Source organism: Micromonospora inositola (assembly GCF_900090285.1).
Lineage (GTDB): Bacteria > Actinomycetota > Actinomycetes > Mycobacteriales > Micromonosporaceae > Micromonospora > Micromonospora inositola.
Window position 1 is genome coordinate 4867913 of sequence record NZ_LT607754.1, and the last position, 25427, is coordinate 4893339.

Consider the following 25427-nt stretch of genomic DNA (forward strand, 5'->3'; position numbering starts at 1 on the left):
CGGTGGTCGATTTCCACGCGGGCCTACGGTGAGATTCGGACCTCTACGGAGCTGATGAACCACCGAAAGTCGGACGTGCTGTCAATGGACACATCGTTCGTGCCGCTCTTGTCGAACGAACGCGTGCCGGCGCACACGACCACGGACTGACCAGCCGGCACCGGCCCCGCGCTGAACAGCTGCGCGAAGTAGTGGGTACCTCGGGTCAACTTCTCCTGCAGGAAGCTCTCGTCGTCGTCGGTCTTCTCGTCGAGGGTCGACATTTCGGCGTATGACGGCTCGGACACGTTGGGATGCAGGACGTCGAGCATCAGGAAGTTCTGCTGGGTCGTGTGGGAGTTCGACCATCCCCATTCGTCCTCTGTGTCCAACCGGTGCGTTGCCTCGACGCATTGCGCGTCGATGAGGACCTCGACCAGACCCGTCGTCGGCGGAACGAAGGCGAATGCTATTGCGCTGAAGGCGTCGCCGGAGGCGTAGTCGAAGTCGCCGGCATCGCTGTCCTCCATCGTGATGGAGATGCCGACGTCCCCGACCGACGGGTTCAGCGTGTGAATCCGGTCGACGACGAAGTTGTCATTGTGTACCGGGACGAAGCCGAAGTTGAACCCGAAGAACGGCGGCCGGAAGACCTCCCACCGGTGCGGGCCCTGGCTGTCGTCGGGTTCGAAGACCCCCCACGGAAGCGCGCGATCGTGGAACGGAGACAGGCTCAGCCATTTGTCGAGGTTGTTCGAGAGGTGGAAGCCGGGGCTGATGTTCCCGTCGGCCGCGAACACGTCGGCCATCGCCTCGTGGTAGTCCTCAGCTATCGCGACGATCGCGTCGCGCCGGACGTCTCGGCTTCGCAGGAATGCGTCGGCCTTCCGTTTCCTGGCTTTGTTCAGTTTGTCGTAGCTCGACTCCAACCCTTGGGGCGGCTGAAGCAGGTCACGAACAGTCATCCGTTCCTGCTGCATCAGTTCCCTCAGGTCCGCCCAGTTGTCGTCTCCCAGCAGGCGCCGCAGCCGGTGGCTTGCCTCAGCCGACAGTTTTGCCGCTTTGCTGCTGCGCTTCGTGGTGATCTTCCGGAGACGCTGCTCTCGCTCCTCCGCTGCCGCCTCCGCCGATCGCTGGGCTTCCACGGGGAACTGGCGAAAATTCCGAACTGCCTTGCAGGTGCTGACCACAGGAACCACCCCATTAGAGCCTTGCCTACATGCTGCTGCACGTCTCCCCGCCTGGCCATACGGGTTGTGCCATGCTTGCAACGCCACATCTACGGCGAGAAGGTGCTAATCGGGCTACCTGGGCTGCCCTCGGCAATCCGTCGCCGCGGGCCCGACCCGGTCACTACGTTCGGTCAAGTGGCCGCGCCACGTCTACCCGGCCACCACAGCATCGGGCACCTGTTCGCCGGAACTCAGCAACGATTCCGCTTCGCCCCGGTTGAGCAGCGAGCGCACAAGTTGGCTGGCGTCCTGGTGGTGCAGCACCACCTGTCGGTCCTGTCGGCCGGCCTCGCACTGCGCGACAATGGCGGCCGAGAGTTCCGCGTCGTCCTGCGGCCACGGCACCAGCCCCGCGCGCGCGAGCAGGTCGGCATTGGCACGGCCGTGCGCGGGGATCGGTCGGAACGTCACGGCCGGTAGGCCGGCGGTCAGCGCTTCGGTCAGCGAGAGCCCACCCGCGTTGTGCACCAACACATCCGAGGCCGCCATCAGCGCGGCCACGTCCGAACGCCAGCCCAGCGCCACCACCCGGTCCCGGCCGGACAACTGGCGGCGGAGCCGGTCGTTTCGTCCGCACAGGACCAACACATCGGCGACCCCGGACGCCACGATCGCGTCGACTGTGGGAACCACCTCGCCCATGCCCTCGGAACCGGCTACCAGCAGCGCCACCCGCCGTTCCACCGGAAGGCCGACTGCCCGCCGCGTCGCGATCCGTTGCGCCGCCGTTTGTTCCTGCTCGAACGTCGGGGACACCAGGCCGCCGACGGCGCGCATCGGCACGCCGAACTCACGCGTACCCATCGCGGCCGTGGCCTCCGTGACCGTCACGTGATGGTCGACGTCAGGATGCACCCACAGCCGGTGTACGGCCGGGTCGGTCAGGTACGTGACGACCGTGGCGTGCAGTCGCCCGGCTCTCCGCAGGTGGCCGAGGGTCTGGCTGGCCAGTGGATAGGTGGACACCACGACGGGGAACCCCTCCGTCCAGCGGCCCACCCGCCGCTGCGCGACCCGGCACATCCAGTCCACGACCCCGTGCACCCACGTGCCGCGCTCGATGCCCTGGAACACGCGTTCGAACAGGGCCGGCGCGTAGCGGACGCTGCCGGTATAACCGTTACGCAGCACCAGCCGGCAGGACCGGGGCACGGCGTCGAGGAAGTCGCGTACCTCCACGTGGAGCCCGTCCCGCTCCAGCCGGGCGCGCAGCTCGGCCGCGGCCCCGTCGTGGCCGGCACCGACCCCGCCGGTGACGATCAACACTTGGTCGGGGACGTTCCCCTCCCGGGCGGTGTAGCTGGACACCAGGTCTCCTTCTGCGGTACCGGGGGTGCGGGCGACGCTGCGGTCCGGGTCCGACCGGCGGGCGGTGCTCTCGTCAGGTCGGACCCGGATCAGGTGGCCGAACTCGCGCGCCGGTGGTTCGGCGGTGCGTAGGCCCCACTTGGGGTGTGCGGTCCCAGGACAGTAGGCGGTGATCGCTGACCACGGGCTAAAGACTGGATGGTCGCCGGGCCAACTTCAGGCATCCTGGCGGGTTCGTCGGCGTTGACCTGCCGCCCGGCGGCTGAGGAGGGCATCCGCGATGCGTCGGGGACGCGTCGATGGCCAGCCCATCGACGAACTGGCCGCCCAGTAGCCACCGCGACGTCAGGCCGATGTCCGACGCGAGATGCTTTTCCGGCCGAACCTGACCAGGTGTTCGACACGGTCGACGCGACGTTGGCCACGGTCGCGGGAAGTCACTGGGTGCTGCTCGTCGTCGCGGTCTTGGCAGCGGCAGATGCACTCGTCCCGTTGGCACCGAGCGAGAGCACTCTGATCGCGGTCGCCGTGGCGTCAGCCGCCAGCGGACGCCCGCCGTTGGTCTTCATCGTCGTCGCTGCGGCGCTCGGTGCGTACGGTGGAGATCGGCTCGCGTACGGCGTGGGCCGCCGCTTTGGGCCAGCCATGACCGCCCGGCTGCAGCGGCGCCGGCGAACCCGCGCCATGGCGGAGCTGGCACATCGCGTGATGCACCGGCGCGGTCAGACGCTGATTGTCTTCGGCCGCTACCTGCCGGGTGGGCGCTCGGCGACCGCGATCACCGCCGGCCTGGTCGGCTACCCATTGGGCCGGTTCCAGCGGTTCACCGCGTTGGCGGTCACCATCTGGGCCGTCTGGGCGGCGCTGCTCGGCTACCAGGGTGCGGGCCAGTGCTCCGCCCTTCAGGGCGGGGGTGAAGGCCCGCGCGGGAGGGCCGGCTAGGCCCGAGCGTGCTCTAACCTGGCCGGTTCTGCTGCTCGTCTACTGGCGCAGCACGGTTAGCGGTGCGCCGCCGAGGGAGCCGGCGAAGTGCGAGCCCGACCAGGGCCGGTTGGCGCGGTAGTAGTGGCGCACGAGATCGGGGAACTGCTGGCGCAGCCGGCGGCTGGATACGCCCTTGAGGTTGTTGGCCAGTTTCGACGGGGCGACCGAGGGTGGGAAGTTGACCAGCAGGTGGACGTGATTGTCGTCGCCGTTGAAGTTGACCGGCTCGGTGTCGGCGTTGGCGCACACCGTCTGCATGATGTCTTCCAGGCGGGTGAGGTGCCGGTCGGTGAACACCTTGTGCCGGTACTTCGTGACGAAGACCAAGTGGGCGTGGAGGACGAAGACGCAGTGCATGCCAGTGCGGATGCTGATATCTGTCGTAGGCCGATGCCAGGCTGTCCGATGTGCAGCTTCGGTACAACTACCGCGTCTACCCGACGCCGGCGCAGCAGGCAGCGTTGGCGCGGGCGTTCGGGTGCGCGCGGGTGGTGTTCAACGACGGGCTGCGCGCACGTCAGCAGGCCCGCGAGGCGGGCGAGTCCTTCCTGTCCGATGGTGAGCTGTCGAGGCGGGTCATCACCCGGGCGAAGCGGACGCCGGAGCGGGCGTGGCTGGGCGAGGTGTCGGCGGTGGTGCTCCAGCAGGCCCTCGCGGACCTGAACAGCGGGTACCGGAACTTCTTCGCCTCGATCAGCGGCAAGCGCAAGGGCCGCACGGTGGCGCCGCCGAGGTTCCGGTCGCGCAAGGACAACCGGCAGGCGATCCGGTTCACTGCGAACGCCCGGTTCAAGGTGCTCGACAACGGCCGACTTCGGCTGCCGAAGGTTGGTGACGTGGCGGTGCGGTGGTCCCGGCAACTGCCGGCCGCGCCCACCTCGGTCACGGTCGTTCGGGACGCCGGCGGGCGGTACTTCGCCTCATTCGTTGTGCAGACCACGGACGAGCCGCTGCCGCCGGCGGCCTCCGAGGTGGGTATCGACCTCGGGCTGACGCACTTCGCGGTCCTGTCCAACGGCAGGAAGATCACCGCGCCGAGGTTCCTGCGCCGCGCCGCGCGCAAGCTCAGGCGGCTGCAGCAGGACCTGTCCCGCAAGCAGCGGGGCAGCGCAAATCGCAGCAAGGCCGTCGTCAAGGTCGCCCGGGCGCACGCCCGGGTGGCCGACGCGCGGCGGGACTGGCAGCACAAGCTCTCGACACGGATCATCCGCGACAACCAAGCGGTGTACGTCGAGGACCTGTGCGTGACCGGTCTGGGCCGGACCCGGTTGGCGAAGTCGGTGCACGACGCCGGCTGGACACAGTTCACGCACATGTTGGAGTACAAGGCCGCACGCTACGGGCGCACCTTCCGCCGCATCGGCCGGTTCGCGCCCACATCGCAGACATGCTCTACGTGCGGGCGGCTCGACGGACCCAAACCGCTGTCCGTCCGGTCGTGGACCTGCCCCTGCGGGACCGTCCATGACCGGGACGTCAACGCGGCGATCAATATCCTCACCCAGGGACGCTGGGAGAGCCTAAACGCCTGTGGAGCGCAGGTAAGACCGGCACCCGTGCCGGCACCGCGCCGAGAAGCAGGAATCCCGCACGCCGCGTGTTCCACGCGCAGCGTGGAGGGAATCTCCGCCCTTTAGGGCGGAGAGAACGTCAAGCCAGCGGCGCACTCTTCGACAGCCACCCCACCCTGGGGCTCGCCTTCGCCTACCTCGTCGCGGCTACGTTGGCGGTCGTCGCCGGGCTGGCCCGCCGCCTGGGTGCCTCCAGACCTACGCGCACGACCCGGCCGGTGGTTGCACCACAGCCGGTGAACGCGACACCGCCAGCGCCGAGCTGATGGTGCCGCGGACCGTCGCCATCGACGACGCCATTCGTGCTCTTCCGCCCAACACTTCCAATCCTTCGCGAGCGAGCACAGAGGTGCCGAAAAGGATCGTCGACCAGCCCGCTCGCGCCACGGCGACCCGCGTCTCGGCAGCCGACGGGCCGGTCCATCAGAACAGCGGTTCGAGGAGCCGGTGCGGGCGCTGGCGCAGCGCGACGCTGACCGGGTCCTGGCGCGGCTGGGCCGGGATGCCCGGCCCGGTGTGGGCCTCGATGTCGCCGGGTGGCACGTCGACGTGGCCGCAGGCCGGGCAGCGGCTGGCCGGGTCGAGTTCGGTGCCGCACACGGCGTGCCGGAAGGTCCGCAGCGGCTCGCCGACGGCGAGGTGCCGCTCGCCCCAGCACATCAGCGGGTAGATCACGGACCAGAGCTCGGTGCCCCGGTCGGTGAGCAGGTATTCGTCCCGGGGTGGGGAGTCCTGATAGCGGTGGCGCCGGAGGATGCCCGCGTTGACGAGGGTGTTGAGCCGGTCAGCGAGCACGGCCCGGGGCATGTCCAGGTGACTGAGGAAGTCGCAGTAGCGGCGTACGCCGTAGAAGGCGTCGCGGACGACGAGCAGCGTCCACCGCTCGCCGACCAGTTCCAGCGCCCTGGCCAGGGAGCAGGGCTGCCCCTCGTAGTTCTTCCCCAGTGCCATGGAATCGATCCTACACGCGGTCGGTTCATTCAACGAACCGTCTCTGCTAATGTCGGTTCACTCACCGAACCGAGAGGCCCTTCCGCATGTCGACACCCGCCGGCGTCACCGCGCCGTCCGCCGCCCCGGTCCCGGACGCGACCCGCTCCGGCTCCCGGGCCCTGTTCGCGGTCTGTGCCGCGACCCTGCTCGTCCTCATGAACTACACCGCACCGGTGGCCGTACTGCCGCAGACCGCGCGGAGCCTCGGAGCCGGCCTCACCACCCAGACCTGGCTGATCAACGCGATCACCCTCGGGCTCGCGGCCACCCTGCTGGTGGCGGGCAGCCTCGGCGACGATTTCGGACGCCGCCGGATATTCCGGGCAGGCCTCGCGCTGCTCGCCGTCAGCACCGTCGGCGCCGCCGTCGCCCCCAACGCCGGCACCTTCATCGCCGCCCGGGTGCTGGAGGGCGTGGCCAGCGCCGCGATCCTCGCCGCCGGGCTCGGCCTGCTCGGGCACGCCTTCCACACCAACCATGGCCGGTCCCACGCCACGGCCCGCTGGGCGTCGATGCTCGGCGCCGGCATCGCCGTCGGACCGCTGGCCTCGGCCGTCCTGACCGGCCTCGGCAGTTGGCGCTGGTCCCACCTGATGCTCGCGGCGCTGGCCGCGGTGCTGGCGGCGCTCTGCGGACGGCTGCTCACCGAGTCCCGCGCCGACCGGACGGCCCGCATCGACGTATCCGGGGTGCTGACCCTCGGCGCGGGCCTGTCGCTGCTGCTCGTCGCCGTCACCGCCGGACGCACCGGCTGGCTGCGGGCCGCGGTGCTGATCCCCCTGGTGCTCGGGGCGCTGCTGCTCGCCGCCTTCGTGACAATCGAGGCCCGCGGCCGGGCGCCGATGCTCGACCTCGCCCTGTTCCGCCGGCCGGACTTCCGGATCGCCACCGTCGGCGCGTTCTTCACCGGGCTCGCCGCGCTCGGGCCGAGCACCGTCCTGCCCACCCTGGTGCAGCGGTTGATCGGCGTCAGCACGCTGGGCGCCGCCGGCCTGGCTTTCGTCTGGGCGGGGGCCTCGTTCGTGGTCAGCAACCAGATGCGCCACCACGGCACGCGCTTCGCGCCCGCTCGGCAACTCGTCCTCGGCTTCGCCCTGACCGCCGCCGGCTACCTGGCCATGCTCGGCTACGCCGACGCGCACTCCTGGGTCCGCACCATCCCCGGCCTGCTCATCTCCGGGGCGGGCAGCGGTCTGCTCAACGCGGCACTCGCCCGGCTCGCCGTCACCAGCGTCCCCCTGGACCGGGTCGCGATGGGCTCCGGCGCCAACAACACCGCCCGCTACGTAGGTTCCGCCCTCGGCGTCGCCGCCAGCGTCACCGTGGCCTCCAGCCTGCTGCCGGCCGGCCAGATCGGCGGATTCAGCGCCCACGGCGCCGACGCGGTCCTGCTGCTCGGCGCCGGCGTGGCCGTGCTCGGCGCCGCGGCGGCCCTCATCCGCCGCCGGGTCACCGCACCGGCCCCGGCCGCGGCCTGACGCCGGGGACCGGTGCCTCGGCCGAGGGCCGACGCAACGGTTCCGGGCCGGGACGGGCGAGGGCAGGATCTTGTCGTCGTGGTCAAGTCGGCCATGACCAGGGCGGACGGCATTGTCGGCACTCGCCCGACGGCAGGTGTGCCGGCGCCGCAATCGGGTAGCCCCTGCCGATTGGACCGGGGGAGGCGTGATGGCGACCGAGGCGCCCGACTACTTTCAGCCCGAGGGCGGGCTGGTGCTCACCCACCTGCTGATCGTGCGGGACGTGGACCGTTCACGGGAGTTCTACCAGCGGGTGCTGGGAGCGACGGTGGTGCGCGAACGCCAGCCGGCGATCCTACGGTTCCACAACAGCTACATCGTGATCAACAACGAGGGCGGTCCGACCGACGACAAGCCCGGAGTACAAGCACAGGCGCCGCCGGATCCGAACACGCTCAGCGGCGCGATGAACGTCCGGGTCACCGACGTCCGAGCGGTCTATGAGCAGTGGCGGTCACGGGGTGGGGAGTTCCTGACCGAGCCGAAGGACCATGGCGTGGAGATCCGGTGCTACCTGCGGGATCCGGACGGCTACCTGATCGAGCTGGGTCAGGGCACCGGGATCCTCGCCGAGATGGGCAGGGGCCCCTCCGCCTGATGGGACGCGACGCACGGTCCGGAAGGAGAACGCGTGAACTGCGCCGATTTTCTCGAAGCGGTGGGAAAGCGGGCGGGAATGCCGGCGGCGGAGGCGGCGAACGTCATCCGAGCCACGCTCACGACATTGACGGAACGAATCAGTGGCGGCGAGGCCCACGACCTGGCCATGCAGCTCCCCGAGGAGTTCCGAGGGTACCTGCGCAAGGAAGTGGACTTCGCCGAACAGCTCGATCTCGTGGAGTTCCTCAGCGAGGTACAGGCGCGCGCGGGAATGGATGACCAGCGGGCTGCTGAGGGCGCCCGCGCGGTGCTGACCACCTTGCGCGAGGCGGTGAGCGCCGAAGAACTCGAAGACCTGGAATCCGAGCTGCCGAAGGACATCCGGCAGCTGCTTCATCCGGTGGGCCGCGGATTCGGGGCGTGACCCGAGCCAGACTGGTTGTCTCCGACCCGGCAGAGGGCTCTTCCCCGCCGGGTCGCGGGAAAGAGCCCTCGTGGGTGCGGCGCCGCTGGCGCCCGTACGCAGGGTCAGCCGAGCGGGGCCTCGTACACCAGCAGCTCAGTCCCGGCGGCTTCCTCGCCGTCGTCGGGCGCGGCGAACATCCGAAGCTTGTCGCCCGCCACCTCGAGCGCGACCGGGTTGCGCGTCACGACGTGCCCGGCCGTGGAGAACTTCGGGAACGGGATCTCGTGCAGGATCCGGTTGTCCCGAAGGTCCAACAGGGCCAGTCCGCTCAGCTCGTAGCTTCCGCCATCCGAACGCGGCAGCCCGGTGACGCCGGAGCAGATCTGCTTCTGCCAGCCGCTGTAGTCACAGTCCTGGTAGTCGACGAGGTGGTCCGGGTTTGCCTGCTTGCTCAATTGGTGGCCGTTCGGCGTCCAGGAGTACTCGGTGCGCGAGCCCCAGCTGACGCCATGCACCTTGCCGCTCACCCGGTCCCGGACCAACCCGCCGATGTGATCGGCGACCCGGAACGCCTCGGTGACCTGGTAGGTCTGCGGGTCGAGCCGGTAGACGATCGCCTGGCTGTTCGGCCGATACTCCGCAACCGGTACCCACACGGACTCGCCGTCGAAGTCGATGCCGCCCGGGTGGTAAACCGTGCCCTGGCCGAGCTGCACGTCCTTGAGCAGGTTGCCCTGTCGGTCCAGGACGAGCACGTGCCCGACACCCTTGCCCGGCGTGCGGTCGTATCCATCGACGGGCTGCGGATAGGGCACCGGCCGCTCGATGATCTCGACCGTCGACATGAAGATCTTGTCGCCGACGAGCGCGAAGCCCTGCGGGTGGTACGTCGGAAAGCGCAGCGGGATCTTCTGCACCTGCTGCCAGGCGGTCGAACGCGTGGTCTTCGCGAAGGCGGCCGTGACCGCGTCGTCTCGGTGCTGCTCCGTTGCCTGGGCAGACGTGGCGACCATGGCGACCGCCGCAATGACGGACCCGGCAAGGACGGCGATATGAGCGCGTCGCATCGGTTTCCCCTCGAGGTAGATGAACCGACGCGAAGCGTGCCCGACCGAGATGACCGGGCAGTGGCGCTGCGGCGGCGATCTGATGTCCGCGCAGGGCCGCGCCAACTGGCCGCCGGCCGCCGCCGACCCGTCCTGCCTACCGTCAGTGATCGGCGCGGCCCACCTGCCCGGCCAGACCAACCGGAGGTCACAATGCAAAGGAGCTCGCGGCCGCCGCGGAACCTCAATGGGTTGAGGCTTGTATAACGATTCGGTGCGCCGTGGAGGACGTCTTCAGGTTCTATCGAGACTTCACGAATCTGCCCCGCTTCCTGGGAGACGTCATGACCGTGAAGCAGATCGGGCCGGGAAGCTCCCGGTGGACCATACAAGGTCCCCTGGGCGTTCGAGTGAAGTGGACGGTAAGGCTGACCGAGGAGCGCGCGAACGAGTTGATTCGCTACGAGACGGTAGCTCCGACCGGGCTGAGGACCTCCTGGGAAGTCCATTTCGCACCCGGCTCCGAGGTTGGGCAGACGGAGGTTCGCGCGGTGATGAAGACACCGTTCGGGAGGCTGGGCCGCGTCGGTCTCGCTCTGATCGGGAAGCCCCCGGCCGGCGAGGTGCCGTCGAATCTGCAAAGGTTGAAGGAGTTGATGGAAGACGGAATGGTGGCTCACACCAGGCATGCGGTGGCCGGGAAATTTGCTCGCAATGAATAGAACGCCGGATGATGGACCGTCCACAATCCGCTGATCGCTGCTGCCGGGGGCGGCCGACTTTCGGGCTCAGGTCAGCACCGCGCCGCCAGCGATGTCGACGATGACGCCGGTGATCCAGCTCGACTCGTCGGACGCGAGCCGCGCACCGCACGCCAGGTCAACCACTCAACGCGGTGTCTGCCCGCGACTGGGAACCCAGGCCGGGGCAGACACGTCGGAGGACGCATGACAGGTAATAGCGTCCACGCACGCCGTCGAACGGACGCCAGCGGCGTTCCCCGAGTCATGACTCCAGCCCGAGTCATGGGGCTGGCCCTGGTCGCCAGCCTGGCCCTGCTCAGCGGCTGTACTGCGGAGCGGGTCCCCGCGCCACCACGTGACCGGGGAGTGCCGGCGGGCGGGTTCCGGCTCGTCGCGTTCGACTCCTGCGCGGAGGCGCTGCAGCAGCTCAAGACGGCTGCCAAGGCGTACGTCGGGCCCTGGGGGTTCGGGCCGAACGGGGGCATCCGTGCCTTCGACAATGCGGAACAGGTCGGGGCGCCGGCCGTAGCGAAGCGGGCGGATGCGGGGCCCGGGGGCAACGCGGCAGCTCCGGGCGACACGGCGGCCGGCGCTGCCGCCCCCGGCTACTCGGGCACCAACACGCACGAGGCCGGGGTCGACGAACCGGACCTGGTCAAGACCGACGGCAAGCGGATCGTCACCGTCCACCACGGCAAGCTTTACGTCATCGACCCGGCCACCCGCCAGCTGACCGGGGAACTGAAACTGGTACCCGGTGCCGACGGGTTCGGCGGGGCCGAAGACAGCCTGCTGCTACAGGGTGACCGGGCGCTGGTGCTGCTCCGTGAGGGGTGGGCCGGGATGGCGAAACCCGCCGTCCCGGAGGGCGGCGGGCGCCCCGCTCCGGCGGATGGGGGCTTTGCCCCGATGCCGGACGACATCGTCGGTCCACGGCTGGTCATGGTCGACCTCTCCGGCGCGCCGAAGGTCATCGGCGAATACCGGATCGACGGCAATCTGGTGGACGCCCGCCAGGTGGGCACGACCGTCCGCGTCGTGGTCCGCTCCGCGCCGCGGCTGAACTTCCCGTACCGGGAACAGGCCACCGACGGGCAGCGCACCGCCGCCAACCGCGAGATCATCGACAACGCCACCGCCGACGATTGGCTGCCCCGGTACGAGGTCGCCTCCGGCGGGCGAACCAGCACCGGACGGGTCGGCTGCGAGCGGGTGAGCAGGCCGGCCAGCTACTCCGGCACGTCGCTGGTGACCGTGCTCAGCTTCGACCTCGGTGTCGCCACGCTCGGCGCCGGCGACCCGGTCACCGTGATCGCCGACGGCGACACCGTCTACAGCAACGGACCCCGGCTGTACGTCGCCAACGACCAGCGCTGGCGCGTGCTGCCGATGCTGACCGCGCGGAACGTCGCACCCGGTCCCAAGGACGAGACCACCGAGATCTACCAGTTCGACACCTCCGGGGCGGATGCCCCGCAGTACGTCGCCGCCGCGTCCGTACCGGGCTGGCTGATCAACCAGTACGCCATGTCGGAGTGGGACGGGCACCTGCGAGTGGCCACCACCAGTGGCCGGACCTGGGGCGACAAGCCCGACTCGACGTCCAGCGTGTACGCCCTGCGCGCCGACGGCAAGAGCCTGACCCAGGTCGGCAAGGTCACCGGACTGGGCAAGGGGGAGCGGATCCACGCCGTACGGTTCGTCGGCGGCACCGGGTACGTCGTCACCTTCCGGCAGACCGACCCGCTCTACACCGTCGATCTGCGTGATCCGACGGCGCCGAAGGTGAGCGGCGAACTGAAGATCAACGGGTATTCGGCGTACCTGCACCCGGCCGGCGAAGGGCGGCTGCTCGGTGTCGGGCAGGAGGCGTCCGACCGGGGCCGTGTCCAGGGCACCCAGCTTTCGCTCTTCGACGTCTCCGATCCGACCAAGCCGACCCGGATCGCCCAGTATCACGTCAAGCAGGGACACTCCGAGGCGGAGTTCGACCCGCACGCGTTCCTCTACTGGCCGGCCGAGCGCCTGGTCGTCGTCCCACTGACCGTCTACGGCACGGGCGCCGCGAGCAGCCGTGGTGCGGTGAACGACCAGAAAGGCGCTGGCAGCCCGGGCCTGCCGACCAGTGTGGCGGTGGCTCTGCGGGTCGGAGACGGCGGGTTCACCGAGGTCGGCACGATCGACCACACCCTGGGCACGCGGCGTCCCCAGGATCTGGCGCCGATCCGCCGGTCACTGGTGGTCGACGGAGTGCTCTGGACCGTCTCCGACGCCGGCCTCAAGGCGACCAGCCTCTCCACCATGAAGACCCTCGGCTGGCTGCGTACGGCGTGACCCGTGCGGTGGTGGTCCGGGGCGGCCCGCGGCCCCGGACCACCACCACACGCCCGACTGGTGCGCCGACCACGAACGTTCACCGGTCTGGTTTTGGGAATCGAGCGGCGCCGGTCAGGACTGCAGAAGCGCTGGTGCCTGGGGTCGGAGGTCGTCAGCGGGGCAGCGACCGTGGGCGACGTAGTTGTTGATGAAGTCGGCGACGGTCCGTCTGACCTCGGCTGACGCGCCTCGCCGTTGCAGGGCGTCGGCTGCGGCGGTGAAGCAGGCGAGTGCGGCGCCCGCGAGCTCTCGATCGGCCAGGCCTTCGCGGGCTGAGGTCAGCCAGTCGCGGTGCCGCCGTAGGGGAGAGCGCAGGTGCTCGGTCGCCGCCGCCGCCGTTTCGGCGGCGGTCGGGTCGTCCAGCAGCGCGCTCACGACGGCCACTGGCACGATCCAGCCGTCACCTGGCTGCTGGTCGATCATGCGGAACTCGAGGTGTCCGCGGGGACGGATCGGCGGTACGAGAGTGCCGAGGTGACGCTCCAGGTCACCGAGGGTGGTCGGACGCGGCCCGTGACCGCGCAGCCAGTCCCGCATCGTCAGGCCCGTGGGTACGAGCCACGGCAGTGACTCGGGTTCGGCGATCATGGCGACGCGTGCAGCGAGGCTGTAGCGGGTCCACGCGGTTCGCGGGTCGGCGCTGTGGCGCGGCGCCCGGGTGCGGCTCGCGTCGGTGCCGAAGCGTAGGGCCTGCCGTTGGGACACCCAGCGGACACCGGATCGGGTGCGGTGCGGTGAGTTGGCGAACGATGCCAGGAGCACCGGGCCGATCGCATCAGCGAGCCGCCAGCGGCGGCGATATCCGGTCCAGCCGTCCGAGTCGTCGCCCGCGTCGAGGCAGACCTGAACGGAGGCGGAGTTGCACATGATCTCGCGACCCTTCCGGCCGGCGCGGTCGTGGTAGGCCGCCAGCGCGACGTAGCGCGGGTGCTCGGTTACGAGCCGCGGTGCGCGGCTGACGTCGAGGCCGGTGCCCTCGAGCAGGAGGCCATCCGCGGCGAGCGCGGCCCGGATGAGCGCGAGGTCGCTCGCGGCAGCGTCGATGCAGTCCTGCATGGTGGCACCGACCGCCGAGGACAGTTCGACCTGGCCGCCGGGCTCGATACTGATCCGGCCGCCGCCGGGCAGCGGGTCGCCCAAATGGGCGAGGGCGGCGCGGAGCCGCGCGATCTCCGGCCGGTCGAGGGGGTACGCGGGGTCTCGTACGGTGTATTCGAGTTCCACCCCGACCCTTCCCGGGGTGCCGATCCGGAAAGCGGCGGCGGCGACATAGGCTGCGGCGGTGGCCTCCGTGAGTACGGCAGCGTCATCCACGTGGACTCCGATGGGTAACAGGCGTGCCAGTTGCCCCACCCTGCGGGAAGGGCATCAGGACCAGCGGTGGAAGAGGACGCCTCCCAGCAGTGAGAGACCGTGCAGAGGCGCTCTCAATTAGCGGCTCCCACGGGTGCCTTGTCGAGGTGACCCGGCTAACTGCCGATGAACAATCGGTTCAGCCCGGTGAACGGTGAGGTGCACCCGGACCGCGAGCGGGTGGCGCGTCGCGCCGACGTTTGCTCGCAGCTTGGGGGAACATGGTGGCCATGGTGTTACCCAGACGGTTGGCGCGGTTCAACCGGGTCGTCACCAACCGCGTGACCGGTCCGCTGGCCGGGTGGCTGCCCGGCTTCGGCGTCATCATCCATCGGGGCCGTCGCTCGGGTCGCGAGTACCGGACGCCGATCAACATCTTCCGGACGTCCGACGGTTACGTCGCCGCCCTGACCTACGGGGTCACCGACTGGGCGAGAAACGTGCTGGCGGCGGGCGGCTGTGAGCTGGAGATCCGCGGCCGGCGAGCGCGCCTCACGAGTCCCCGCCTCGTGCACGACCCCACCCGCCGGGACATGCCGCCGGTCGTCCGCCAGGTCGTCGGGATGATCGGCGCGACGGACTTCATCCATCTCCGCTCCGCGCCCGATGCAGACCAGGTCGACGCCACCCGCCGTGAACCTGCTCAGCCCCCCGCAGCTCGGCGAGCTGCGCGTTCACGATCAACGCCACGACCGCCTCCGTGACGGACACGAATCAGCGACGTCATCACGGCGCACCGGTGCGAGGCCGTGCGGGCTCGCCAGGATGACCACGCCCAGGCGATCATGCCTGTTCCGCCGGTACGGCTGACGCCAACATGCCTGGCGGGAAGACGACCGGCGCCGGCCAGCGGCGTGGGCCCGGCCTCAGGCGGGCGAGGGCCGAGCCTCCGCTGTCGACAGCGAGAGCCAGAAGAAGCCATGACCGGCCACGCCGCAGTCGTATTCGCCGGACTCCTGCACCTTGGGGAACTCGGCGCCGTCGTCGCCGCGCTCGCCACGGAGGAATGCGAGAACGGCCGGGTTGGTCGACCGGACGATGCGGCAGCCAGGGCGGGAGAACGCCGTCCAGGCGTGACGCGTCTCGATCAGCTTCTCGACCACATGCAGCAGGGAGCACCGTGAACGGAGCTGGTTCTCCACGTTGACCGCCATGTAGCCGTAGATCGACTCGTGGATCAGCGGCGCCGGCAGGTTCTCCGGCTGTGCCACGGAGAAGCCACCGTTGCGGTCCGGTGCCCACTGCATCGGCGTGTTGACCGCCAGGTGGCCCGGCAGCGACAGGTTCTTGCCCATGCCGATCTCGTCGCCGTAGTAAACGACCGGAACGCCGGGCATTGACAACAACAACGCGAAGGCGAGTTCGAGCTGCCCCCGGTCGTCGTTGAGCAGGCTGGCCGTCCGCCGGCGGATGCCGGTCGCGCCCCGCATGCGGGCCAGCGGCGCGTACGTGTGCAGCAGTTCGTCGCGTTCCCGCAGGTCCCGTCCGTGGGATCCCGCGCGGGCGCCGGTTGCTCGGCCGGCGGTACGCCCGTCATCACCCGATCCGCCCCGCACGCGAGCGCTCGACGGTCGCGCGCGTGACGTGTATCCGACAGGCCCGCGACGATGTGCACGTTGCCTCGCCCGGCGGCCGGCGCGGCCGAGCCCCAGGTCGCGTAGCGGCCGTTGACGACCGTGGTTGCCTGCGTGGCCCGGCTACCCAGGTTTCCGCCGGCGGCGTCAGTGTGGCGCCTCGCGCTGATCCGTGCCCGGGCAGCCTGCCGGTGGGCCAGACTGCATGGGTGAAAAGCACCGCGCTCACCATCAGGTGGACGCCGTGGCGGTTCGTGACCGCGTTCGGTGTGGTCAGCCTGCTGTCGGACGTGGTGTACGAGGGCGCCCGGTCGGTCATCGGCCCCTACCTGGCCACCTTCGGCGCATCCGCGACCCTCGTCGGGCTGGTCACCGGCGCCGGGGAGGCGTTCGCCCTGGCCGGGCGGCTGGCCACCGGGCCCCTCGCCGACCGTACCCGGGCCTACTGGCGCCTTGTCCTGGTCGGCTACGCCGTGACCATGGTTGCCGTGCCCGCGCTCGGGCTGACCACCGCGCTGTGGCTGGCTGCGGCGCTGTTCATCGCGGAGCGTGCCGGCAAGGCGATCCGCGGCCCGGCGAGAGATGTCATGATCTCCCACGCGGCCGCGGCCGTCGGCCGTGGCAAGGGCTTCGCCGTCCATGAGGCGCTCGACCAGACCGGCGGCGTCGCCGGGCCGTTGCTGGTCGCCGCCGTACTGGCCGCCACCGCCCACAACTACCGGCCCGCGTTTCTCGCCTTGGCCGTACCCGCCGTGGCCGGGATGCTCCTGCTGCTCTGGCTGCGCGCCGGCGTGCCGGATCCGGGTCGCTTCGAACCGGGCCCTCGACCAGGCGCGGCGCCCGCGCTACCGGGCGCCCGGCTGCCCCGCAAGTTCTGGACCTATCTGGCGTTCACGGTGCTGACCACGGCCGGCTACGCCACCTTCGGAGTGCTCAGCTTCCACCTCGCTACCCGCCACGTCGTACCGGTGGCGGTGGTCCCGGTCGTGTACGCCGCCGCGATGGGCGTCGACGCGGTCGCCGCGCTGGCCTCCGGGTGGCTGTATGACCGGGTCGGCGTCCGGGTCCTGGCCGCCGTGCCTGTCCTGACCGCCCTGATCCCGCTGGCTGTCTTCACCACCACCTCGGCGACCGCGGTCGCCGGGGTCCTGGCCTGGGGCGCCGTGCTCGGCATCCAGGAATCCACCATGCGGGCGACCATCGCCGACATCGTCCCCGCCGTTCGGCGCGGCACCGCGTACGGCATCTTCGCCGCCGGGTTGGGCGGGGCAACCCTGGTCGGTGGGCTACTCACCGGCGCTCTCTACGACTACTCGATCAGCGCCCTGATCGTCACCGTGGCCGGCATCCAGGCCGTCGCCCTGGCCCTGTTCCTCGCCACCGTTCGACCGGTTACCTGACCCTGGGTGCTATCCGAGCTCGAACGGCCGGTCGACCAGGGCGGCCAGCCTCTTCGGCGCCAGGACGCAGTAGCTTTCCGTGAGCAGCTCGGCGACCTCGTCCCAGTCAACGCCGTCGTCGAGCACCATGCCGACGACGTCGGCGCCCCAGTCCGGCTTGAAGAACGGATGGCCGCCAGCGATCAGCGCGGCGATCTCGTCGCCGGGCGACCGGAACGTCAGCACGCAGATCGGCTGGTCGGTCGCGGCGGCTCGGGCGTAGGCCGCCTGGTGGTCGGGGTCGACCGTGAGCACGTGGGCGAACGTGCGTTTGCGGATCCGCCAGCGCGTTCCCACCCACGCCGGCTCCTCGTAGGCCTCCGGCAGCCCGAGGCAGACGGGCCGGAGCCGGTCGAGGATCTCGGGTGGGACGTCGCCAGGGCCGGTCATGTCCGGGACGCTACCCGGCCCCTCCGACAGGCCCCGCCCGGCGCCGATTCGTCGTACCCGGATGGTACGACTGACGGAGACCGATGAGTTTCGGCGTAGTGGACGGTCTCAACCAAGGGAAACCAGTGGAAGGATGAGGGTATGAGCGGCGTACGGGTGCTGGTAGGTACGCGCAAGGGCGCGTTCACGTTGACCTCGGACGGCAGGCGCGGCGACTGGACGGTCGACGGACCTCATTTCGGCGGCTGGGAGATCTTCCACCTCACCGGGTCGCCGGCCGACCCCAACCGGCTCTACGCGTCCCAGTCCGGCGGCTGGTTCGGGCAGTTGATCCAGCGCTCGGACGACGGCGGCAGGACCTGGACCGCGGTCGGCAACGACTTCGCCTACTCCGGCGAGGTCGGCGAGCACCTGTGGTACGACGGCACCCCACGCCCGTGGGAGTTCAAGCGCATCTGGCACCTCGAGCCGTCCCGCGACGACCCCGACACCGTGTACGCGGGAGCGGAGGACGCCGCCCTCTACGTCACCACCGACGGCGGTCAGAAGTGGACGGAGCTCACCGCCCTTCGTACCCACCCGACCGGACCCGCCTGGCAGCCCGGCGCCGGCGGCATGTGCCTGCACACGATCATCCTGGACCCGGTGAACAAGGACCGGATCTACGTCGCCATCTCGGCGGCGGGTGCGTTCCGTAGCGACGACGCCGGCGCCAGCTGGCTGCCGATCAACAAGGGCCTGCGCTCCGGGGAGATCCCCGACCAGGACTCCGAGGTCGGCCACTGCGTGCACCACATCACCCAGCACCCGGCCCGGCCGGACACCCTGTTCATGCAGAAGCACTGGGACGTCATGCGCAGCGACGACGCCGGTGCGAACTGGCGTGAGGTCAGCGGCAACCTGCCGTCGGACTTCGGGTTCCCGATCGCGGTGCACGCGCACGAGCCGGAGACCGTCTACGTCGTGCCGATCAAGAGCGACTCCGAGCATTTCCCGCCGGAGGGCAAGCTGCGCGTCTACCGCAGCCGCACCGGTGGCGAGGACTGGGAGCCGTTGACCAAGGGTCTGCCTCAGTCCGACTGCTACGTCAACGTGTACCGCGACGCGATGGCGGTCGACACGCTCGACCCGTGCGGGATCTACTTCGGCACCACCGGTGGCCAGGTCTACCACTCGGCCGACGGAGGCGACAGCTGGGCGCCGATCGTACGGGACCTGCCGGCGGTGCTGTCCGTGGAAGCCCAGGTGCTGCCGTGATCCGGGTCGTCCTCCCGGCCCACCTGAAGAACCTGGCTCACGTCACCGGCGAGGTACGTCTCGAGGTGGGCGGTCCGGTCACCCAGCGCCTGGTGCTGGACACCCTCGAGGCGCAATACCCGATGCTGCTCGGCACGATCCGCGACCGCCACAGCGGCAAGCGCCGCGCGTTCGTCCGCTTCTACGCCTGCGAGGAGGACCTGTCCAACGACTCGCCCGACGCACCACTGCCTGAGCGGGTCGTCGCAGGCGAGGAACCGTTCATCATCCTCGGGGCGATGGCCGGGGGATAGCGGTTTCAGTGCCCGGCGGGCGCAGAACTGGGTACCGTGCCGGGGTGGAGGTTGGATTCGCGCCACCCGTCTCCGGCTCGTGGGCCACCCCGGAGAACATGATCCACGTCGCCCGCCGTGCCGAGCAGCTCGGATACCACTCGCTGTGGGCCTTCCAGCGCCTGCTGGTGCCCGCCGACCTCGGCTGGAGCGAGACGTACCACAGCGTCCAGGACCCGCTGACAACGCTGGCGTTCCTGGCGGCCCACACCACGCGGATCCGGCTCGGCGTCGCGGTGCTCAACATGCCGTTCATCTCCCCGGTGGTGCTCGCCAAGCAGACCGCGACTCTCGACATCCTCGCCGGCGGACGGCTCGACGTCGGACTCGGTCTCGGCTGGGCGGACGAGGAATATCAGGCGACGGGTGCGAGCAAGCATCGGCGCGGCCATCGGGCCGAGGAGTTCCTCGCCGTCCTTCGCGCCCTCTGGCAGAACGACGTCGCCGAGCATCGCGGCGAGTTCTACCAGGTCCCGCCGACGCGTCTGGAGCCGAAGCCGGTGCAGCGGCCGCACCCGCCGATCCTGCTCGGCGGCCACGCGCCCGCGGCGCTGCGCCGGGCGGGCCGGTTCGCCGACGGCTGGGTCAGCGGCAGCCAGGCGGACCTGACGGGCATCGGCGCGGCGGTCGCGACGGTCAGGGCCGCCGCGGCGGACGCCGGGCGCGATCCCCGTTCGTTGCGCTTCGTCTGCCGTGGCGCCGTCCGGGTACGTCCGACGGGTTCGGCCGGGCGCGAGCCGCTCACCGGCACGCTCGAGCAGATCCGGTCGGATCTCGGCAGGCTTTCCGAAGCCGGCATCACCGAACTGTTCGTCGACCTCAACTTCGATCCGGAGATCGGCGCACCCCGCGCGGACGCCCAGGCGTCGCTGCGACGGGCCGACGAGGTGCTCGACGCCCTCGCCCCGACCCGCTGACACCCCGACTGGCATTCACCCGGCCGGGCCCGCGTCCGAGGCGGACCACGCCGACCAGCGGGTCACCCGCACCGCGACCACCGGCCCGACCGGTGGACGCTGGACGTACTGCGGATATTTGTCGGCCAGCGCCGCGCGGGCCGCGGCCTCCTCCCCGCGGTCCTCCACCAGCCAGCCGTGCCCGTCCAGCCGGACCCACCACAGCCACGACCAGTCCTCGTCATACTCGTCGATCAGCAGGCAGGCAGACCCCGTCGCCCGGATGTTCTCCAGCCGGCGGAGCCGCCGGTGGCGCTTGGGCTTCTCGTCGACCGCGTGGTAGACGACGTCGCCGAGCAGGACGAAGCACACCGGCACCAGGTGCGGACGGCCGTCGGCCCCGACGGTGGCCAGCCGGGCCACCCGGGCCGACCCGACCCGATGCCGGAGTTCGTCGGCGGGCACCTTGGCCTCCTCAGCGGCTCCGTCTGCGCCCAGTAGGCCTGGCAGTTCGCGGTCACGCCCAACTGTCGAAAGCGTGGCACGTCCCGGGGCTGGACGAGCTGCAGATGGGCGATGTGGTGACGGTTGGCGCGCCCGGACTAGACGTGCGAAATTACCCCCTTGCCATACGAGGAGAGGGTGTTCTCCTTGTCGTCGTGCATGAGGTAGAGGGCGAAGTTGTGCACCCCGATCTCCTTGAGTTCCTGCAGCCGGTCGATATGGGCCGACTCGGGTCCGAGCAGGCAGAACCGGTCGACGATCTCGTCGGGGACAAACGAGGTGGACGGATGGCCGACGCGGCCGTGGTGTGCATAGTCGTAGCCCTCGCGGCCCCTGATGTAGTCGGTGAGCGCCTTCGGCACGACTCCGGAGTCGCCGTAGCGGGCGACCAGGTCGGCCACGTGGTTGCCGACCATGCCGCCGAACCAGCGCAGTTGGTCCCGCTGGTGCCCGAGGTCCGTGCCCACGTACGCCGGTGCTGCCACGCACATCGTGATCGAGTCGGGATCTCGGCCTGCGGCGGTGGCCGCCTCGCGTACCGAGCCGATCGTCCACCGGGCGATGTCGGCATCGGCCGTCTGCAGGATGAAGCCGTCGGCCTGCTCGCCGACCAGCCGCAGCGCTTTCGGGCCGTAGGCGGCCATCCAGATCTCCAGCCTGCCGTCACGCACCCACGGGATGCGCACCGGCGTGCCGTGGTGTTCGACCTCGTTGCCTTCGGCCAGCTCCTTGATCACGTGCATGGCCCTTTTCAGCGTGGCCAGGCTCGCCGGCGGCTGACCGATGACCCGCCGGGCCGAGTCGCCGCGGCCGATCCCGCACACCGTGCGGTTGCCGAACATGTCGTTGAGCGTGGCGAAGAGCGACGCGGTGACCGACCAGTCGCGGGTGCTCGGGTTGGTCACCATCGGTCCGACGATCAGGTGCTTGGTCGCGGCGAGGACCTGCGAGTAGATGACGAACGGCTCCTGCCACAGCACGCAGGAGTCGAACGTCCACCCGTAGCGGAACCCGTTGTCCTCGGCGGCGGTGAGGCCCGCCACGACGTCGCGAGCGGGCGGGTCGGTCTGAAGTACGACACCGAAGTCCACGGCTTCTCCTTGTCAGACCAGATATTGACTGAGATCGCGCTTCAGGAACCTGCCGTGCCCGGCCGCGCCGTGGAAGGCGTTGTCGTGGACCACGACCCGACCGCGGGACAGCACGGTGGAGACCTTCCCGGTCAGCTCCATGCCCTCGTACGCGGAATAGTCCACGTTCATGTGGTGGGTGCTGGCCGATATGGTCTGCTGGGCCGTCGGGTCGTACACCGTGATGTCCGCGTCCGCGCCCGGCGCGATGACGCCCTTGCGCGGGTAGAGGCCGAACATCCTGGCGGGCGTGGTCGAGCTGATCTCCACCCAGCGCGGCAGAGTGATCTCGCCTTTCACGACGCCCTGATAGAGCAGGTCCATCCGGTGCTCGACGCCCGGCATCCCGTTCGGGATCTTGGAGAAGTCGCCCCGGCCCAGTTCCTTCTGGTCCTTGAAGCAGAAGGGGCAGTGGTCGGTGGACACCAGCGACAGGTCGTTGGTGCGCAGGCCTCGCCACAGTTCCGCCTGGTGCTCCCGGGGTCGCAACGGGGGAGAGGCGACGTACTTCGCGCCCTCGAAGTCGGGCTTGGCCAGATCCTCCAATGACAGGAACAGATACTGCGGGCAGGTCTCCGCGAACACGTTCTGGCCCGTGTCGCGGGCCTGGGTGACCGCGTCCAGGGCGTGCGCGGCGGACAGGTGCACGATGTACAGCGGTGAGCCGGTGACCTTGGCCAGCGCGATCGCCCGGGAGGTCGCCTCGCCCTCCAGCTCGGGCGGCCGGGTCAGCCCGTGCTGCACCGGATCGGTGCGCTGGCTGGCGAGCGCCTGCGCCACGAGCTGGTCGATCGCGATGCCGTTCTCCGCATGCATCATGATCATCGATCCGGTGTCCCGGGCTTTCTGCATTGCCCGCAGGATCTCGCCGTCGGTTGCGTAGAAGACCCCGGGATAGGCCATGAACATCTTGAAGGTGTTCACGCCCGCGTCGATGCAGGACTCCATCTCCTTCAGTGACGTGTCGTTGACGTCCGACACGATCATGTGGAAGCCGTAGTCGATCGCGCAGTTGCCGTCGGCCTTGCTGTGCCATTTGTCGAGCGCGGACAGCAGGGACGTTCCCTTGGCCTGTACGGCGAAGTCCACGATCGTCGTCGTGCCGCCCCAGGCTGCCGCGATCGTCCCGGTCTCGAAGGTGTCCGCCGAGAACGTGCCGCCGAAGGGCATCTCCATGTGGGTGTGGCCGTCGATGCCGCCGGGCACGACGTACTTCCCGGCGGCGTCGATCACGCGCTCGGCGCCGGACGCCCACTGCTGGGCCAGACCGGAGTCCGGCGCGGCGAGCGCGGCGATCCGCTCGCCCTCCACCAGCACGTCGGCCGGGTACGCGCCGGTGGCGTTGACGACTGTTCCGTTGCGGATGAGGATGCTCACGGCTTCACCAGCGACTCGTACGTGTCCGGCCGGCGGTCGCGGTAGAACGCCCACAGGTCGCGGACCTCGGCCAGCCTGTCCATGTCGAGGTCGCGGACCACGATCTCCTCCTCGGTGTCCGACGCGGCGTCGCCGACAAGTTGACCGCGCGGGTCGACGAAGTAGGACTGGCCGTAGAAGTCGTTGTCGCCCAACGGCTCCACGCCCACCCGGTTGATCGTGCCGACGTAGTACTCGTTGGCGACCGCGGCGGCGGGCTGCTCCAGTCGCCAGAGGTACTCGGACAGGCCGCGGCTTGTGGCGGAGGGGTTGAAGACGATCCTCGCCCCGGCCAGCCCCAGTGCGCGCCAGCCTTCCGGGAAGTGCCGCTCGTAGCAGATGTAGACGCCGATGCGGCCGACGGCGGTGTCGAACACCGGATATCCGAGGTTTCCCGGCCTGAAGTAGAACTTCTCCCAGAAGCCTTTCACCTGCGGAATGTGGTTCTTCCGGTGCTTGCCGAGGTAGGTGCCGTCGGCGTCGATCACCGCGGCGGTGTTGAAGTAGACGCCCGGCTGTTCCTGCTCGTACATCGGCACGATCAGGACCACGCCGTGCTGCTCGGCGACCTCGCGCATCAGCGCCGTCGTCGGCCCGTCCGGGATCGCCTCCGTGTACGAGTAGTAGTCCGCGTCCTGGACCTGGCAGAAGTACGGGCCGTAGAACAACTCCTGCAGGCAGACGACCTGTGCGCCCTGCGACGCGGCGCTGCGGATCGCCTCGACCGCGTTCGCGATCATGGAATCCTTGTCACCGGTCCACTTCTGCTGCACCAGCCCGGCTCGGATGATGTTGCTCATCTGTCTTCCCCCTTCGCGTGGCTGGCGCTCGGCATCGACAGCGCCAGGTAGACGAGGAACCCGCCGATCAGACCGACCACCCAGCTGTAGTCGTAGAGCGGCTTGAGGAACGGGATGAGACCGCCCTCCGGGAACGGCCCCTTGCCGGGTGCGGAGTAGGCGCCGCCCACCGCGAGGACCGCGCCGACGACGGTGGCGACGATCCCGGCCCAGTTCCAGCCGCCGGAGAACCAGTACCTGCCCTCGGGGCGGTAGAGGGCGGGCAACTGGAGGCTGGTGCGGTTGCGGACCCAGTACCCGGCGATGAGCACGCCGGCGACCGCGCCGAGCAGGCCGCCGTAGAACCCGAGCCAGACGAAGATGTAGATGTTGGGGTCCTGCACCAGGCGCCACGGCTGGATCAGGATGCCGAGCACGCCGGTAATCAGGCCTCCGGTACGGAAGCTGACCAGTCGTGGCGCGGCGTTGGAGAAGTCGTACGCCGGGCTGACCGTGTTCGCCGCGACGTTCACCGACAGCGTGGCCACCACGACGGTGAACAGGCCGAGCGCGACGACCAGCGGGTTCTCGAACTTCGCGGCCAGCTGGATGGGATCCCAGATCGCCTCGCCGTAGATCACGGCCGTGCCCGAGGTGATCATGATGGACAGGATGGCGAAGAACGACATCGTGGTGGGCAGCCCGAGAATCTGGCCGTACGCCTGCTGCCGCTGGCTGCCACCGAATCGGGTGAAGTCGGGGATGTTCAGCGAGAGGGTCGCCCAGAAGGCGATCATCCCCATCAGTGCCGGCGCGAACAGCTTCCAGAAGTCGACGCCCCAGCCCAGCTTCGACGGCTGGGACAGGATCGGGCCGAGCCCGCCCGCCTGGACCATGACCCAGATCAGCAGGGCGACGGCGACCACGATGACGAACGGCGCCGCCCAGTTCTCGAAGCGCCGCAGGGTGTCCATGCCCCGCCAGATGATCGCCATCTCGATCACCCAGAACAGGAAGAACGACGCCCACAGCGTCCACGGGTGGTCCATGACCGTCGCCGCGTCGACCCACCAGGAGCCCAGCAGTTTGCCGGCGATCGCGTAGATCGCCTCGCCGCCGATCCAGGTCTGGATGCCGAACCAGCCGCACGCGATGAAGGCGCGGAGCAGGGCCGCGAGGTTGGCGCCGCGGACTCCGTAGAACGCGCGGGCGAAGACCGGGAACGGGATGCCGTACTTCGTGCCCGCATGGCTGTTCAGCAGCATCGGGATCAGGACGAGCAGATTGCCCAGCGTGATCGTGAGGAACGCCTGCACCCAGTTCATGCCGAGCTGGATCAGGCCGGCGGCGAGCAGATAGGTCGGGATGTTGTGCGCCATGCCGATCCACAGCGCCGCGAAGTTGTACGTGGTCCAGGTGCGCTTCTCGATGGGCACCGGGGCGAGTTCTTCGTTGAAGTAAGGGCTGTCGGCGATCGTGGAGAAGTCCCGCAGCTCGACTCGGCCGTCCGGATGGGTGATCTGGGTGCCCGGCGCGACCGCGGTGGTTTCGGTGGGGGGGAGGGGTTCAACGGCCATCGCTCACCTCACTGTTACGCTG

Annotated in this window: 25 protein-coding genes; 12 read left to right on the forward strand and 13 right to left on the reverse strand. The window is 69.7% G+C overall.

What is annotated here, in order from left to right:
• Positions 1-23: 23 nt before the first annotated feature.
• Both GA0070613_RS23155 and GA0070613_RS23160 read right to left on the reverse strand, forming a co-directional pair.
• Entirely contained in the window at positions 24-1169 is a 1146-nt protein-coding gene (locus GA0070613_RS23155) for a hypothetical protein (protein WP_089014209.1), read from the reverse strand.
• A 192-nt stretch (positions 1170-1361) separates the two neighbouring features.
• Positions 1362-2519 (reverse strand): MGDG synthase family glycosyltransferase, encoded by a 1158-nt coding sequence (locus GA0070613_RS23160; RefSeq protein WP_089014210.1) that lies wholly within the window; start codon positions 2517-2519, stop codon positions 1362-1364.
• A 393-nt stretch (positions 2520-2912) separates the two neighbouring features.
• Here GA0070613_RS23160 and GA0070613_RS23165 point away from each other — a divergent pair, with 393 nt between their 5' ends.
• On the forward strand, positions 2913-3461 hold the full coding sequence (locus GA0070613_RS23165; RefSeq protein WP_157746466.1) for a DedA family protein: 549 nt from the start codon (positions 2913-2915) through the stop codon (positions 3459-3461).
• Positions 3462-3500: 39 nt separating this feature from the next.
• Here GA0070613_RS23165 and tnpA read toward each other — a convergent pair whose 3' ends face one another.
• On the reverse strand, positions 3501-3860 hold the full coding sequence (gene tnpA, locus GA0070613_RS23170) for an IS200/IS605 family transposase (RefSeq protein ID WP_089014212.1): 360 nt from the start codon (positions 3858-3860) through the stop codon (positions 3501-3503).
• A 50-nt stretch (positions 3861-3910) separates the two neighbouring features.
• Between tnpA and GA0070613_RS23175 the strand changes: the two genes are divergently transcribed.
• Positions 3911-5140 (forward strand): RNA-guided endonuclease InsQ/TnpB family protein, encoded by a 1230-nt coding sequence (locus tag GA0070613_RS23175; protein ID WP_089014213.1) that lies wholly within the window; start codon positions 3911-3913, stop codon positions 5138-5140.
• A gap of 357 nt (positions 5141-5497) precedes the next feature.
• Here GA0070613_RS23175 and GA0070613_RS23180 read toward each other — a convergent pair whose 3' ends face one another.
• Entirely contained in the window at positions 5498-6025 is a 528-nt protein-coding gene (locus tag GA0070613_RS23180; RefSeq protein ID WP_089014214.1) for a winged helix-turn-helix transcriptional regulator, read from the reverse strand.
• Between the two features lie 86 nt (positions 6026-6111).
• Here GA0070613_RS23180 and GA0070613_RS23185 point away from each other — a divergent pair, with 86 nt between their 5' ends.
• The 3 genes from GA0070613_RS23185 to GA0070613_RS23195 all read left to right on the forward strand — a co-directional run bounded on the left by GA0070613_RS23185 (position 6112) and on the right by GA0070613_RS23195 (position 8611).
• A complete protein-coding gene (locus tag GA0070613_RS23185; RefSeq protein ID WP_089014215.1) occupies positions 6112-7545 on the forward strand; it encodes an MFS transporter in 1434 nt (477 codons plus the stop codon).
• Positions 7546-7735: 190 nt separating this feature from the next.
• Positions 7736-8185 (forward strand): VOC family protein, encoded by a 450-nt coding sequence (locus GA0070613_RS23190; protein WP_089014216.1) that lies wholly within the window; start codon positions 7736-7738, stop codon positions 8183-8185.
• A gap of 33 nt (positions 8186-8218) precedes the next feature.
• On the forward strand, positions 8219-8611 hold the full coding sequence (locus tag GA0070613_RS23195; protein ID WP_197698963.1) for a DUF2267 domain-containing protein: 393 nt from the start codon (positions 8219-8221) through the stop codon (positions 8609-8611).
• Positions 8612-8715: 104 nt separating this feature from the next.
• Here GA0070613_RS23195 and GA0070613_RS23200 read toward each other — a convergent pair whose 3' ends face one another.
• Complete coding sequence (locus tag GA0070613_RS23200; RefSeq protein WP_089014218.1) at positions 8716-9660, reverse strand: DUF6454 family protein; 945 nt, start codon at positions 9658-9660, stop codon at positions 8716-8718.
• Between the two features lie 242 nt (positions 9661-9902).
• Between GA0070613_RS23200 and GA0070613_RS23205 the strand changes: the two genes are divergently transcribed.
• Both GA0070613_RS23205 and GA0070613_RS23210 read left to right on the forward strand, forming a co-directional pair.
• Positions 9903-10361: an SRPBCC family protein gene (locus GA0070613_RS23205; RefSeq protein WP_089014219.1), complete on the forward strand. Its 459-nt coding sequence runs from the start codon at positions 9903-9905 to the stop codon at positions 10359-10361.
• A gap of 285 nt (positions 10362-10646) precedes the next feature.
• Positions 10647-12716 carry a beta-propeller domain-containing protein gene (locus GA0070613_RS23210; RefSeq protein WP_231929400.1) on the forward strand — a complete coding sequence of 690 codons (2070 nt, stop codon included), beginning with the start codon at positions 10647-10649 and terminating at the stop codon, positions 12714-12716.
• A 114-nt stretch (positions 12717-12830) separates the two neighbouring features.
• On the opposite strand, the gene GA0070613_RS23215 is transcribed toward GA0070613_RS23210, so the two are convergent.
• Entirely contained in the window at positions 12831-14072 is a 1242-nt protein-coding gene (locus GA0070613_RS23215; protein WP_089014220.1) for a glutamate-cysteine ligase family protein, read from the reverse strand.
• A 260-nt stretch (positions 14073-14332) separates the two neighbouring features.
• Between GA0070613_RS23215 and GA0070613_RS23220 the strand changes: the two genes are divergently transcribed.
• Positions 14333-14815, forward strand: coding sequence for a nitroreductase family deazaflavin-dependent oxidoreductase (locus GA0070613_RS23220; protein WP_231929401.1), 483 nt, complete (start codon positions 14333-14335; stop codon positions 14813-14815).
• 162 nt (positions 14816-14977) lie between these two features.
• On the opposite strand, the gene GA0070613_RS23225 is transcribed toward GA0070613_RS23220, so the two are convergent.
• Complete coding sequence (locus GA0070613_RS23225) at positions 14978-15667, reverse strand: alpha-amylase family glycosyl hydrolase (protein WP_089014221.1); 690 nt, start codon at positions 15665-15667, stop codon at positions 14978-14980.
• A gap of 227 nt (positions 15668-15894) precedes the next feature.
• On the opposite strand from GA0070613_RS23225, the gene GA0070613_RS23230 reads away from it, so the two are divergent.
• The gene (locus GA0070613_RS23230) at positions 15895-17085 is read left to right on the forward strand and encodes an MFS transporter (RefSeq protein WP_089014222.1); all 1191 of its coding nucleotides are present in this window, start codon (positions 15895-15897) and stop codon (positions 17083-17085) included.
• A gap of 9 nt (positions 17086-17094) precedes the next feature.
• On the opposite strand, the gene GA0070613_RS23235 is transcribed toward GA0070613_RS23230, so the two are convergent.
• Entirely contained in the window at positions 17095-17514 is a 420-nt protein-coding gene (locus tag GA0070613_RS23235) for an MmcQ/YjbR family DNA-binding protein (RefSeq protein WP_089014223.1), read from the reverse strand.
• Between the two features lie 141 nt (positions 17515-17655).
• On the opposite strand from GA0070613_RS23235, the gene GA0070613_RS23240 reads away from it, so the two are divergent.
• From GA0070613_RS23240 to GA0070613_RS23250, 3 genes are read left to right on the forward strand one after another with little or no spacing between them, the layout of a single operon-like run.
• On the forward strand, positions 17656-18771 hold the full coding sequence (locus GA0070613_RS23240) for a WD40/YVTN/BNR-like repeat-containing protein (RefSeq protein ID WP_089014224.1): 1116 nt from the start codon (positions 17656-17658) through the stop codon (positions 18769-18771).
• A complete protein-coding gene (locus tag GA0070613_RS23245; RefSeq protein ID WP_089014225.1) occupies positions 18768-19064 on the forward strand; it encodes a MoaD/ThiS family protein in 297 nt (98 codons plus the stop codon). The genes GA0070613_RS23240 and GA0070613_RS23245 overlap by 4 nt, the downstream gene beginning before the upstream one ends.
• Positions 19065-19108: 44 nt before the next feature.
• Positions 19109-20020, forward strand: a complete 912-nt coding sequence (locus GA0070613_RS23250) for a TIGR03619 family F420-dependent LLM class oxidoreductase (RefSeq protein WP_089014226.1) — start codon at positions 19109-19111, stop codon at positions 20018-20020.
• Between the two features lie 15 nt (positions 20021-20035).
• On the opposite strand, the gene GA0070613_RS23255 is transcribed toward GA0070613_RS23250, so the two are convergent.
• The 5 genes from GA0070613_RS23255 to GA0070613_RS23275 all read right to left on the reverse strand — a co-directional run bounded on the left by GA0070613_RS23255 (position 20036) and on the right by GA0070613_RS23275 (position 25405).
• The gene (locus tag GA0070613_RS23255) at positions 20036-20464 is read right to left on the reverse strand and encodes a TIGR03668 family PPOX class F420-dependent oxidoreductase (protein WP_089014227.1); all 429 of its coding nucleotides are present in this window, start codon (positions 20462-20464) and stop codon (positions 20036-20038) included.
• 137 nt (positions 20465-20601) lie between these two features.
• On the reverse strand, positions 20602-21594 hold the full coding sequence (locus GA0070613_RS23260) for a TIGR03842 family LLM class F420-dependent oxidoreductase (RefSeq protein ID WP_089014228.1): 993 nt from the start codon (positions 21592-21594) through the stop codon (positions 20602-20604).
• A 12-nt stretch (positions 21595-21606) separates the two neighbouring features.
• Positions 21607-23010, reverse strand: coding sequence for a dihydropyrimidinase (hydA, locus tag GA0070613_RS23265; protein WP_089014229.1), 1404 nt, complete (start codon positions 23008-23010; stop codon positions 21607-21609).
• Complete coding sequence (locus tag GA0070613_RS23270; RefSeq protein WP_089014230.1) at positions 23007-23849, reverse strand: nitrilase-related carbon-nitrogen hydrolase; 843 nt, start codon at positions 23847-23849, stop codon at positions 23007-23009. Before GA0070613_RS23270 ends, hydA begins: the two co-directional genes overlap by 4 nt.
• On the reverse strand, positions 23846-25405 hold the full coding sequence (locus GA0070613_RS23275) for an NCS1 family nucleobase:cation symporter-1 (protein WP_089014231.1): 1560 nt from the start codon (positions 25403-25405) through the stop codon (positions 23846-23848). Before GA0070613_RS23275 ends, GA0070613_RS23270 begins: the two co-directional genes overlap by 4 nt.
• Positions 25406-25427: the final 22 nt, after the last annotated feature.